This is a genomic window from Candidatus Desulfatibia sp. (assembly GCF_036446775.1).
GTDB lineage: Bacteria > Desulfobacterota > Desulfobacteria > Desulfobacterales > UBA11574 > Desulfatibia_A.
In genome coordinates this window covers 1-13,053 of the sequence record NZ_JAZFTO010000090.1, presented here as the reverse complement: position 1 = coordinate 13,053, position 13,053 = coordinate 1, and the positions used below count along the sequence as shown (strand labels likewise).

General features: G+C 48.3%; 11 protein-coding genes. 8 read left to right on the top strand and 3 right to left on the bottom strand.

Translation table 11 applies throughout. The features are described from left to right. Positions 1 to 700: agmatinase (gene speB, locus V3S16_RS04130; RefSeq protein ID WP_413883412.1), on the top strand; the 700-nt coding region annotated here is incomplete at its 5' end. A 55-nt stretch (positions 701 to 755) separates the two neighbouring features. On the opposite strand, the gene V3S16_RS04125 is transcribed toward speB, so the two are convergent. After that, complete coding sequence (locus V3S16_RS04125) at positions 756 to 1,685, bottom strand: LysR family transcriptional regulator (RefSeq protein ID WP_413883411.1); 930 nt, start codon at positions 1,683 to 1,685, stop codon at positions 756 to 758. 479 nt (positions 1,686 to 2,164) lie between these two features. Between V3S16_RS04125 and arcC the strand changes: the two genes are divergently transcribed. From arcC to V3S16_RS04100, 5 genes are all read left to right on the top strand, one after another. Further along, a complete protein-coding gene (gene arcC / locus V3S16_RS04120; protein ID WP_413883410.1) occupies positions 2,165 to 3,094 on the top strand; it encodes a carbamate kinase in 930 nt (309 codons plus the stop codon). Between the two features lie 418 nt (positions 3,095 to 3,512). Continuing rightward, entirely contained in the window at positions 3,513 to 4,853 is a 1,341-nt protein-coding gene (locus V3S16_RS04115) for a cyclic 2,3-diphosphoglycerate synthase (protein WP_413883409.1), read from the top strand. A 93-nt stretch (positions 4,854 to 4,946) separates the two neighbouring features. Next, on the top strand, positions 4,947 to 5,948 hold the full coding sequence (gene argF, locus V3S16_RS04110) for an ornithine carbamoyltransferase (RefSeq protein WP_413883408.1): 1,002 nt from the start codon (positions 4,947 to 4,949) through the stop codon (positions 5,946 to 5,948). A gap of 38 nt (positions 5,949 to 5,986) precedes the next feature. Beyond that, on the top strand, positions 5,987 to 7,171 hold the full coding sequence (locus tag V3S16_RS04105) for a serine/threonine protein kinase (protein ID WP_413883407.1): 1,185 nt from the start codon (positions 5,987 to 5,989) through the stop codon (positions 7,169 to 7,171). Between the two features lie 120 nt (positions 7,172 to 7,291). Further along, entirely contained in the window at positions 7,292 to 8,800 is a 1,509-nt protein-coding gene (locus V3S16_RS04100) for a sodium:solute symporter family transporter (RefSeq protein WP_413883406.1), read from the top strand. A gap of 293 nt (positions 8,801 to 9,093) precedes the next feature. Here the strand turns inward: V3S16_RS04100 and pyrB are convergent, their stop codons facing one another. Then, positions 9,094 to 10,176 (bottom strand): aspartate carbamoyltransferase, encoded by a 1,083-nt coding sequence (pyrB, locus tag V3S16_RS04095; RefSeq protein ID WP_413883405.1) that lies wholly within the window; start codon positions 10,174 to 10,176, stop codon positions 9,094 to 9,096. Positions 10,177 to 10,355: 179 nt separating this feature from the next. Between pyrB and argB the strand changes: the two genes are divergently transcribed. Both argB and V3S16_RS04085 read left to right on the top strand, forming a co-directional pair. Then, positions 10,356 to 11,138 carry an acetylglutamate kinase gene (argB, locus tag V3S16_RS04090; protein ID WP_413883404.1) on the top strand — a complete coding sequence of 261 codons (783 nt, stop codon included), beginning with the start codon at positions 10,356 to 10,358 and terminating at the stop codon, positions 11,136 to 11,138. A 23-nt stretch (positions 11,139 to 11,161) separates the two neighbouring features. Next, positions 11,162 to 11,707, top strand: coding sequence for a pyruvoyl-dependent arginine decarboxylase (locus V3S16_RS04085; protein ID WP_413883403.1), 546 nt, complete (start codon positions 11,162 to 11,164; stop codon positions 11,705 to 11,707). Positions 11,708 to 11,797: 90 nt separating this feature from the next. Here V3S16_RS04085 and V3S16_RS04080 read toward each other — a convergent pair whose 3' ends face one another. Next, positions 11,798 to 12,595, bottom strand: a complete 798-nt coding sequence (locus V3S16_RS04080; protein WP_413883402.1) for an HAD-IIA family hydrolase — start codon at positions 12,593 to 12,595, stop codon at positions 11,798 to 11,800. Positions 12,596 to 13,053: the final 458 nt, after the last annotated feature.

Sequence of the window (13,053 nt, the reverse complement as noted above, 5' to 3'; positions counted from 1 at the left end):
TTTTAGTGTGTTTGATGTCCTGGGTGTTGTCGATTGCGGTGATCTTTGTTTCAATCCCATCCAAAGCGATGAGATGGTAACGCAGCTCCGGCAACATGCCGCTCAGATACTGGCAGCCGATAAAATTATGCTGACTTTCGGCGGAGACCACTTTATCGCGTTGCCTTTGCTGCGGGAACATGCAAAAAAACACGGCCCTGTTGCTTTAATTCACTTTGATGCACATACGGATACGGAAAGAGAACAGGATCAATACAATCACGGCACCATGTTTTTTCATGCTGTAAATGAAGGCATTGTTGCAACAAAACGGGCTGTGCAAATCGGTATTCGCTCGGAGTACATCCGGGAAGATCACGGATTTACGGTTCTGGATGCAGCCTGGGTAATGGATAACAGTGCCGGCGATATCATTAATGAAATAAGACGTGTGGTCGGGGAACACCCTGCTTATCTCACGTTCGATATCGATTGCCTGGATCCGGCTTTTGCTCCGGGAACCGGAACGCCGGTGGTTGGCGGTCTGTCGACTGATTTAGTACTGAAGATTATCCGCGGGCTGGTGGGCTGCAACCTGATCGGCATGGACATCGTCGAAGTCTCCCCGCCGTATGACCATGCGGAAATAACGGCACTGGCCGCGGCCACACTGGCTCTCGAGTTTCTTTACGTGCTAGCGGCAAACAGGAAAGAGGCTTGACCCATAAATTTAATGCCCGCAATTGGTCGAATTTGGCCGGCAATATGATGACCGGTTAATTGTCCAATTGATTCTCCATATCCAGCAGTTGCTGGTTAAACCAAATAAGTGCAGGATCTTTGGCATACAGCGGGTGCCGGATCAAATTGAGCTGAAATTTTGGGAAATTCTTCGGAAGCTCCACCAATCGTAACGCCAAGATCTCGGTCAGTTTGAGGGCCAGCCGGCGAGGCAGTGTCATGACGTAATCGGTTTCTGCCAAGGTCAGCGCCGCGGGCAAAAAAGCTGCGGTCGTAACGCTGCATTTCCTCCGAATATTTTGTTTTGTTAACCATTGATCCAAAAATGTAAATTTAAACGGCGTGCCCAATATCGAAAGGAAAATATGGTACGTTTCAGCAAACTGCTTAAGGGAAATGCGATCGCCGATCTTTTTGTTTTCTCTGCGGACCAGGCACACCAATGAATCTTGAATCCAAGTCCGGCTCAGCAGATTTGGGGGGATATCCATAAGGCCTTCGACGCCTACGATGAAATCGACATCGCCACGGGTGAGTTTGGACTCGGGCAACTCATAAGTCAATATTTCAGCCATAACGCTGCAATGGGGAGCGACCCGTTCCAGGCGCGCCATGAGTTTCGGCAGCACCACGCATTCAAAATATTCGGTACCATAGATAACGAACTTTCTGTCACTGTTCGCCGGATCAAAGGGCTTTTGTGAATAGAGGGTGCGTTGAATTCGGTTGAGCATCTCCCGAATCGGCAGCTCCATTTCCAGAGCGCGGGTCGTCGGCATCATCCCCTGTTCCGTCCGTATCAAAATCGGATCATCCAACACGGCGCGCAAACGGTTCAACGCATGGCTCATTGCTGATTGGCTTAAAAATAACTTTTCAGCAGCTTTTGATACATTACGCTCGCTTATCAGGACATCAAAGAATACCAATAGATTTAAGTCGAAGTTTCGAAGATTAATGTTCATGATAGTACTCCCGTCCTTGTGGGTGTCTATCCAAAAATGCCGGTATTGCCATCCGTTCAGGTATCGAGGAATTTCTCAGGAGAATAGAAATCAGAATTCAAAAGCTTCACTTGGCGCCGGCGGCTGAACCTGCAAATACTTCCAGTGTCGTACACGGGTTATGTTGCTGTTCGGTGATGGGTATGTATGGTATTAATTTATATTATGAATACAACGAACTTGACCCATGTGTCAAATGCTTTAATATAATCCGTTAAGGTAGATCTGTATTTGCTACAAATGCTCAATAGTCTGGAAGCATGCCCAGGGCGACCGTTCTATCCTTTTTGAACAATAAACATAGAACGTTGATATATAAGACTTAAATAGTATTGTCGTAAAGGGCGGCAAAGAGTAAAGAAAGCAAAGACTTGTAATTGCTACGCATTTAGCCAAAATCAAAAAAAGTCTGCTAGTTACATTCGGAGCGGGAGGAATATATGAAAGAGAAACCTACAGTGTTAATTGCATTTGGAGGGAACGCCCTCATTCAAAAAGGACAAACAGGAACGGCCTCGCAACAGATGGAAAACCTCACGTTGCCGATGAAACAGATCGCCCAACTGACCAAGGACTATACGCTTATTATTACTCACGGCAACGGTCCTCAGGTCGGGAACTTGCTGCTACAGCAGGAAAGTTGTGATGAGGTCCCGAAAATGCCCTTAGAGATTATCGGGGCCATGACCCAGGGACAGATCGGTTACATGATTGAATCTTCTCTGGATACGGCACTGATGGAAATTGGAATTAATGGCCAGCAGCACTTCGTAACGCTGATTACTTACGTGGTGGTTGATGAAAACGATTCTGCTTTTCAAAATCCAACCAAACCGATCGGCCCGTTTTATACTGAAGCAGAGGCATCCAAGCTGCCATACACCATGGCCCAAACCGACAAGGGGTACCGGCGGGTGGTAGCATCTCCAAGGCCGCTTGCCATCGTGGAGCGCCGTGAGATAAAAAAGCTCATTGCCATGGACTTTATCGTCATTTGTTGCGGCGGTGGCGGGATCCCGGTGATCCGCCAGGAGCGGAAGTTCCGCGGTGTAGAAGCGGTGATCGACAAGGATCTGGCCAGTTCTGTCCTGGCTCAGGAAATAAACGCCGATATCTTTGTCATCGCTTCAGATGTTGAAGGTGCTGCCGTCCATTGGGGAAAACCCGAACAGAAGGTGCTGGGCAAGGTAACCTTAGCGGAAATCAGTGCATATACGAAGGAAGGTCATTTCCCCGCCGGCTCAATGGGACCCAAAGTTGAAGCCATCACTCAGTTTTTCCAAAATACGGGCAACCGGGGGGTCATTTGCCAATTGGGAGACATTGATAAAGCTGTCAAAGGTGAAGTGGGGACTGAAATTACTAAATAAGTCATCAAGTTCAGACCTCGTTATTTACCTTATATTAATGACCGTAGACCTTTATATACCATGGGATTGCAAATAAATTGGACATCAGGTCGGTCTAGGTTATAAGGTTCCAGGTTCCAGGTTCAGGCCTCCGGCTCGTAGAGGCACGATCCTACGCCTCGGAGAGGTTAAGCGCTGCGCGCTTTTTTCCTTAACCATTGATTCCATAGGGGTAATACAACGAGGCGGCCGACCTCTGAACCTTTGAACGTTGAACCTTTGAACCCAACTTTTTGATTAGAGATGGAGCGGTTTGTCCAAAACTTCACCACATCATCATCTATCATTATTTACGAGATCTGAAGTTATAATAAATAGTTATCGTATAGGCCGAGGGGTTGAAGTTAGCAACAGGGCCTAAAAAAAAATTGGAGGAGATATGTCAAAAAAACGAGTAATCATTATTGGTGCGGCCGGAAGAGACTTCCATAATTTTAATACCTATTACAGGGGCAATCAGGACTACGAAGTGGTTGCCTTTACCGCGGCCCAGATTCCGGACATTGAAGGTAGAAAGTACCCGGCCGAACTGGCCGGTGATCTGTACCCGGCAGGTATCCCCATCTATGCTGAAGAGGAGCTGGAAAAGCTGATCAAAGATCTGAAAGTAGATGACTGTGTATTTTCTTACAGCGATGTTTCTAATCAGCATGTAATGAACATGAGCGCCGTTGTCAACGCTGCCGGCGCCAACTTTGTGCTGCTGGGACCGGGAGACACCCAGATCAAAAGCACCAAGCCGGTCGTTTCGGTGGGTGCCGTCCGAACCGGTTGCGGTAAAAGCCAGACCTCCAGGAGAATCATCGAGATATTAATGGCCAAAGGCGTAAAGGTGGTTGCTATCCGGCATCCCATGCCCTACGGTGATATCGCCGCTCAGAAGGTAATGCGTTTCGCGAGTATTGACGATATGGACAAGCATAATTGTACCGTTGAAGAGATGGAAGAGTATGAGCCCCATGTAATTCGCGGAAATGTGATCTATTCAGGCGTCGATTACGAGGCCATCATCAGGGCGGTTGAAAATGATCCTGACGGCTGTGATGTCGTACTTTGGGACGGCGGGAACAATGACTTTCCGTTCTATAAATCGGACCTGCACGTTACCGTCGTCGATCCGCATCGTCCGGGTCACGAACTGACATATTATCCCGGTGAAACTACCTTGAGGATTGCAGATGTTGTTGTGATCAACAAAATGGACAGTGCTGATGCCGCCGGTATCCAGACTGTGAGAAAAAACATTGCCGCGGTAAATCCGAATGCGGTGGTGGTCGACGGCGTCTCTACCATCACGGTTGAGGACCCTTCGGTTATAAAGGGGAAGAAGGTTCTGGTAGTGGAAGACGGCCCGACCCTCACGCACGGGGAGATGAAGATCGGAGCCGGGGTGGTTGCCGCTGAAAAATTCGGCGCAGCCGGGATAGTCGATCCCAGACCATACACCGTGGGAAGATTGACGGAGACGTTTGAAAAGTACCCTGATATCGGAGCCGTGCTTCCTGCCATGGGGTATGGCGAGGTGCAGATAAAGGACATGGAAACAACCATCAACAATACCGAATGTGATGCGGTTGTCGTGGCCACGCCCATTGACATGAACAGGATCCTTAAGATAGATAAACCGAATACAAGGGTATTTTATGACTTGCAGGAAATCGGATCACCTAATTTTGAAGAAATCCTGGCCGATTTCGGCAAAAAACATAAGCTGTTCTAAGTCATAACCCTTTTGATACGGGGGCGGCCCGCTTGCGGGCCGCCCCCGATTATGATTTTCTTTAAGTGATTATCCGTGAAAGGAGAGTAAGCCATGGCTTTTAACCTAAGGAACAGGCATTTCTTAAAGCTTCTGGACTTCACCCCCGAGGAGATCAAGTTTTTGCTTGATCTTTCCATTGATCTTAAAAAAGCAAAATACGCCGGAATAGAACAACCACGACTGACCGGCAAAAATATAGCGCTGATTTTCGAGAAATCCTCCACCAGGACCAGGTGCGCCTTTGAGGTGGCGGCATACGACCAGGGCGCAAAGGTTACATACCTGGGGCCCTCCGGTTCTCAATTAGGGACCAAAGAAACCATGAAAGATACGGCCAGGGTCCTGGGTCGGATGTATGACGGTATCGAGTATCGCGGTTTCGGGCAAGAATTAGTTGAAGAACTGGCCAAATACGCAGGCGTTCCGGTCTGGAACGGCCTTACCAACGAGTTCCATCCCACCCAGGTACTTGCGGATTTTATGACGATGATGGAGCACTCCGACAATCCTTTGCACCAGATCAAGTTTGCTTATCTTGGTGATGCGAGGAATAATATGGGCAACTCACTGCTGGTAGGCGCCGCCAAGATGGGCATGGATTTCCGTTCGGTAGCGCCCAAATCGGTTCAGCCCACAGGAGAAATTGTAGACGCCGCCAACAAAATTGCTGCTGAAACAGGCGCCACTCTTATGATCACTGATGATTTGAAGGCAGGCGTCAAGGACTGTGATTTTCTCTACTCGGACGTTTGGGTCTCAATGGGTGAACCCGACGAGGTGTGGAAAGAAAGAATCGAGTTGCTGACACCCTACCAGGTCAATCAAGCGGCCATGGACCTGACCGGTAATCCCAAGGTGAAATACATGCACTGTCTGCCTGCATTCCACAACAGAAATACCGTTGTCGGTGAGGAGATCTACCAGAAATTCGGTTTGGAAGGTATGGAAGTGACTGAAGAAGTTTTTGAGTCGGCGGCATCTATTGTTTTTGACGAGGCTGAGAACCGGATTCATACTATCAAGGCCGTCATGGTGGCAACCCTGGGAGATTGATCATAATACTTTAATTAACTTAACGAAAGGAGTTTGCAATGGCTAAGATAGTGAATTCTTGGAACGAATGGGATACGTTGAAACGGGTGATTGTCGGAAGGCCGGAGGGCACAAATGTTCCCGCTCCGGAGCCGGCCTGGTGGTATGACCTTCCCCTGGGCGGGTTCCCGCTGGGACAGTGGGGACCGTTTCCGCAGGAGATGGTGGATGCGGCCAATGAGCAGATGGACTATTTTGTGAAGCAGCTTGAGCAGCGCGGCGTCACCGTCGACCGGATAGACATCCTGCCCTTCATGCTGAACCAGCCGTTTTCGTCGCCATGTGGTTGGACGCAGTTGAACGCCCACGGTGTCAACAACGTCCGCGACGTTACCATGATCCACGGCAACTATATCATTGAGGCCACGACCGTCCGTCGCACTCGTATATATGAACGTTTTAACCTGCGGTCGATCTTTGAGCGCTACTTCAAAGAGGATCCCGAGTGCGTGCATTTTGCGGCACCTATGCCAATGCTGACCGACGAGTCCTATGTGAAGAACTATTACTACGATTACGAGAACACCTGGACCGATGAAGAAAAGAAGCAGCGCCTGCACAACTGGGAGTTCCAGTTGACAGAAAAAGAGCCTCTGTGGGATGCCGCCGATGCGATGCGCTTTGGCAAGGACATCTTTCACCAGGCCTCGTGCGTGACAAACAAGGGCGGCATGGACTGGCTGAAGCGTATGTTCGCTTCGCTCGGCCTGCGCTTGCACCATGTGCTGTTCGACACCCCCATGGACCCCAACAAGCCGGACAATTTCCATCCGTGGCACATTGACGTGAACCTGGTGCCGATGCGGCCGGGCCTGGCCATATACAATCCGGACTGGGCGCCGCGCACCCCGGAGTTGTTGGAATTGTTCAAGAAGAACGACTGGGAATTGATTCCGGCGGCAAGGCCGGTTCGCGTGCATAAAAACAAGGTCTACCTGACCGGGCTTTACGAGGGTAAGTCCTGGATCTCGATGAACACTTTTTCCATCGATCCCAAGACGGTCTGTGTGGAAGCCGGTGAGACAGCGTATTGCGAGCAGTTGGACAAGCTCGGGTTTGAAGTGGTCCCGATTCCGTATGAAAAGGTGATCCCGTTCGGCGGCGCGCTGCACTGCACCACCCTGGACGTCTATCGTGAGGGGGACTGCGAGGATTATTTCCCGAATCAGATCGAGGGCTATTAATAAAAATTTAACAAGCTGATCTGTTTTCAATTTATTAGCTGGTGTGAAAAAAATATGACAGGTAAGTTTGTCTTCATCCGCTCAATTCATCTGACTTTTTGAGACGAAAGGAGGACCATTATGGTTGTGACTGTAGGAGGTTTAGGCCTTAAGTGGCAAATTGGTATAGTTACCTTCCTGACGGTATTTTTTTTAATTGGCATTATTATGTATTACAGAGTTAGAGGTAGTGGCCAGCAGTATATTGTGGCTGGCAAGAGTCTGCCCTTCTTTTTGGTCGGGACGACCATGCTGGCCCAATCACTGGATGCGAACGCCACCATGGGGAATGCAGCGGCGACATATGCAGGTGGATTCTGGGCTGGATTCCAATTTCCGCTTGGGCTGGCCATTTGTCTGGCGGTCACAGGGACGTTCTACGCAGAGTCCCTGAACCGGATGAGCCTGATCACACTGCCTGATTATTACTATAGAAGGTATAATAGGGCTGTAGAAGTCCTCGTTGGAATTGCAATGTCTTTTAGCTTTATTATACTGCTGGCGGGCAACCTTGCAGGTGGCGCCTGGATACTTGCCTATGTTTTCGGCTGGAGCTATTTGGCGGCACTTTTGGTAATATCCGTCATCCTCTTTATCTACACTATTTCCGGTGGGCTTTGGTCAGTGGTTGCCACCGACATCACCCAGGTATATCCGGCCATAGCAGGATTTTTGGGAGCTACCCTTTGGCTGCTATATACTTATGGCTGGGACTACTTCGCAGCGGCAATTCCGCCCGGGCACCTCGATCTCAGTGGTTTAACATCGGTCGAGAATGGTGCACTTTTAAATTGGGCCGGCATTCTGGCCCTGGGCCTTGGTGATGTTGTTGCACTCGATTTTATGGAGAGAATCTTTGCGGCCGAGAGTCCCAAGACAGCAAAAAATGCCTGTTACTACGGAGCAGGGCTGACGTTGGTAGTCGGCCTCGCGGCTTCATTTATAGGACTGATGGCCTTGAAGCTTTTGCCGGGAGTCGCCGACAGCAGGATGGTTATGACAGGAGTTGCAACGCAAAATCTCCCCTTCATCTTTGGACTATTTATTTTGGGCGGAATCATCGGTGCCGGGTTGTCTACCGCTGATGGCGGGCTGTTAGGGGTATCTTCAGTCTTTGGCAGGAATATACTGCAGAGGAACATTCTCCAAATCTGGAAAAAGGAATATACTACGGAGGACAGAAAAGCTCTCGACAGTAAACTCCTTTTGGCCACCCGGCTGGCGGCCATACCAATAATGATAGGTTCGATATATATGGCCATTGTAAGACCTGAGCCGGGAATTCTGCTGGTGCTTGCTTTTGATGTGGTATTTGCCGGGTGCTTCGTCCCGCTGACCTTAGGCCTATATTGGAAGAAGGCCAATACACCCGGGGCGCTGGCGGCATTTATTATTGGCTCGGTGCTTCGATTAATTCTGTACTATAAAATTCCTGAGCATTTGGCGGGCTTGGACACCATGATACCTCCGGTTGTCTCTCTGCTTGTCATGGTACCCGTTAGCCTGATGACTCAAGAGAAATATCCCCCCAAGCATGATGTGAATGATTACGTGCCGACTGAAGAGGAAGTGCTCTCAACCTTATACTAAAACCTAGGTTGAGCGGTTCAGGGTTCAACGTTCAGGGTTACCTTTCTGTTGGGTTCACAGAATCAGAGTTCACCACTTCCCGACCGACGGCAGGCGAGGTTCGGGGTTGTATTTTTCATGCGTTCACAGGTTTCCCGCCACTGGTGGGGATTCAACGTTGTCTTTATTCGTTGAACCTCTGAACCCTGAACCCTGAACCTCTGAACCCGTGAACGGTTACTAGTGGTTACTTTGGCAATTTGTAACGGTTCAGCCCCGCATGGCGGCTGAACCGTTACGGAAAAAAACGGACATCAGGAAAATTCATTAGAAATTTCCTGTTCAACTCCGAATATATGGGCAATCAAAGCAGCGCGGATCCACATACCGCAGCGCTCCTGCCGCCAATAAGCGGCGCGCGGGTCTTTATCAACCGTGACTTCAATTTCATAGCGCCTGGGAAGCGGATGCAGAATCACGCAATGGGGTTGAATCATGGCAAGATGCTTGGTTTTGAAATGAAACTCGGGATGGGTTTCGGCTTTACCTGAAGGGCTCTCAGCATATTCATCCTGAATTCTCGTCATGTAAATGGCATCAACCGTCGGCATGATACTTTCGAAATCATCGGTTTCATGGAAGGGAATATTATGTTTTTCTAAAAAGCTTTTAATATCGTCTTTCATTCTGAATATGTCGGGTGATACAAAGTATAATTCTACGTCTTTATAATTCTTCATCAAGTAACTCAGGGACCGCACGGTTCGGCCGCGCCTTAAATCACCTACCATAGCTATTTTTTTTCCGTCCAATCCGCCGACATTATAAAATTCTCTTTCAAGGGTATAAATGTCCAGCAGTGCCTGGGTAGGATGTTGATCCGGTCCCGAACCTCCGTTTAAGACCGGAACCGGCCGCTCGGTTTGATTTAAGACCCATGCCATTTTTTCGGCAAAGCCGGCCTGCGGATGCCGGCATACAATCAAATCGACATAACTGGCAAATGTTCGGATGGTATCTTCAGGGGATTCACCTTTAACCTCTGAGCTTGTGGTTGTACCACGGGTTTCGGAAACACTTAATCCCAGAATATAACAGGCAGTTTGAAAAGATAGGAAGGTACGTGTCGAAGGTTGAACAAAATAAAGCATGGCCCGTTTGTGAGGCAGAAGATTTCTTAGCTTTTCCTGGCCCATTTTTGTTTTAGCCAGCCCTCTGATCATGTCCGCCAGATTGCAGAGGTAATCCAAAAATTCTCTGTCAAACTGTTGGGCATAAATAATATCAAATAATCTGCCTTCTGATTTGAAATGATCTAATTTCTCATCAACCATCTTGGAATAAAATTCTTCCCATCCTTCGAATTCTTGCTGCGTTTGCTCGGCGTATCTTTCCATTTTTTTCTCCTGTTAATCCATTTTTGGGATTAAATATACATTTTGAAAATTACTATTACCATATTTATGTTGTATGTCAAAATGATTTTGGGAACAGTATGCCTTGATCATCTGACGGTTTTCTGCCATATTTTGTCATTAAAAGAATTTGGGCGTCAACTGAGGAAAGGATGGTTAAGATGAAACCCAGAATCTTAATTAAAATCGGAGGTCAGGCCTTTGAAGGCGAAGACGGGTTTAAAGACCTCGCCGCGGTAATTAGATCAAACCAGGATCTTGAAGTCATCATTGTGCATGGCGGGGGCGCAGAAATCTCTCAAGCCCTCAAAGATGCAGACCGCCAAACGGTATTTGTTGACGGCATTCGGGTTACACAGTCAGATGACATAAAAATTGTCGAAAATGTTCTTTCCGGAAAAATCAATCAACGCATTGCGGCCTGGTTAAGCGCAAACGGTGTGCCGTGCAGACGAATGTCGGGAAAAACAGAACAACTATTTATAGTCGCACCCTTAACCCGTGGGGGCCGGGATTTTGGTTATGTCGGTAAGATTAAGCAGGTTAATGCCGGAGTTGTCTTAAGTACGATAAAAGACGGGCAGGTGCCGATTGTTTCTCCGATCTCAGCTGACGAAAATGGAAAAAGCTACAATGTAAATGCCGATAGTGCGGCTGCGGCTTTGGCCGCCGGCGTACAATGTACGGATCTTGTTTTTATCACCGATGTTCCCGGTGTGATGGTGGGAGACGATGTTTGTCGTTACCTTACCATTCAAGCAGCAAAAGCATTTATCGCCGAGGGCACCATCAAAGGAGGAATGGTGGCCAAAATGGAATCGGCCTTTGAGGCTCTCGACAAGCAAGTATCTCGTGTTCATATCATCCAGTGGCAAGGCTCTGAAACGCTCCAAAATATCATCGAGAAGAAATGCAAAACCGGAACAATCATCAATAATTTATAATCATATAATTCGAAGATCGCATAATGTACGTACCCAGATACATGTTTTTTACAAAAGGAGTTGGTACCCACAAAGAAAAGCTGGTTTCTTTTGAGAATGCTCTGCGCGGGGCACGTATCGCTCATCTGAATCTGGTTAAGGTTTCATCGATATTTCCTCCTCATTGCAATATCATCGATATAGAAACCGGTCTGGCCCACTTGGAACCGGGTGAAATTACCCACTGTGTACTTGCGCAGGAACAGACAGACGAGCCGGGCAGAAGGATCGTGGCAAGTATCGGATTGGCTTTGCCGGCAGAAGACGGACGATACGGTTATCTTTCCGAGCATCATGGATTCGGTCAGACCGAATTTGAAGCCGGCGAATATGCGGAAGATCTGGCGGCATCAATGCTGGCCAGTACCCTTGGTATAGAGTTCGATCCGGACGTGGACTATGATGAACGGCGTGAAATATACCGAATGTCCGGCAAGATCGTTGAGTCACAGTGTATCTGCCAGGCAGCTCCAAGCGCTAAAGGCCAGCGGTGGACTACTGTTTTGTCCGCGGCCATTTTTATTAAATAAATACACTGCCAATTATTGAAAGGTCTCGATCCAAGAGATCGACCTTAGGCGAATTCAGTACGGATCGGCTAACCACGCTAAATCAGGATATTAACTCGGGGACCTTTTTGCATTGTCTTTAAGAAGGCTTACTAAGTCTCCCACTGAGTCTATAAACCATGTGTGTTTACCATAAGGAGGCTTGATGTGACCGGGCTGAAATTTTCCGGTACCCACCAGTACGGATCGCATCCTCCCAGCTCCCATAATGTCGGTAAGCACATCGTCACCTACAACAATGGTTTCCTCGGGGGAAGCACTCAGGGCTTCCAGGGCCAGGCTGAAAAATTCCGCCGCGGGTTTACCCATAACGATGGCGTGTTTGCCGCTGGCGGCCTCCAGGCCGGCCACAAAGGCACCGCAATCAAGACGCTTGCGTTCGCCGTCGAACCAAAACATGTTCTTCTGCAAAGCTATGAGCTCGGCACCCTTGTCAAGCAGGAGAAAGGCCTTGTCCATTACCTCGTAGGTAAATCCTTTTCCGATATCACTGACCACCACGTAGTCGGGATCTTCATCATTTAACAGAATGCCTTTGAACATCTTTACGACCGCGTCCGGCACCACCAGATGGCAGCTTTTTTGCGGCTGGCGCCGCAAAAAAGCTATACAAGCAGAGGTTGCCGTTTGAATCTGTTCTTCCCGGATGTCGAATCCTAAATCTTGGAGATCTTTGGCAATGGCGCCGGGACTGTGGCGCGTAATATTGGTTAGAAATTTGGCCTTGTACCCCGCTGAATGAATATACCGGACGGTCTCCACGGCTCCGGGCACGGGCCGTTTCTTAAAAACCAGGGTGCCTTCAATATCGAAAAGAATATTTCTTATTGGCAAATCGTGTTTAACCATAATACTTCATGTCAGTTTTTCACCCTTAATGTGCAACAATATATTGACTTTTTTAAGCATTATAGGCATCTAAGTCAACCAATAAATTGCCTGTTTATCATCGTAAAATAGACTGGTTCAAGGCCTGCTTGCGTGCAACTTTGCCGCGGTGACTTTTTAAGCCTTGACACCAGGACAGTAAAGAGCCATATTTTTTTATGGGGAAAGTAAGTTCCCGATTTTGATGGCGAATAGGGTTTAAGCTTTAAGTAACCGTTCACGGGTTCAAAGGTTCAGGGTTCAGAGGTTTACCCGCCTGGCGGCGCCGTAGGCGACCAGGGTTCAACGAATAAAGACAACGTTGAATCCCACCAGTGGTGGGAAATCTGTGAACGCATGAAAAGACAACCCTGAACCTCACCTGCCGTCGGTCGGGCAGTGGTGAACTCTGATTCTGTGAACCCAACGAAAGGTAACCC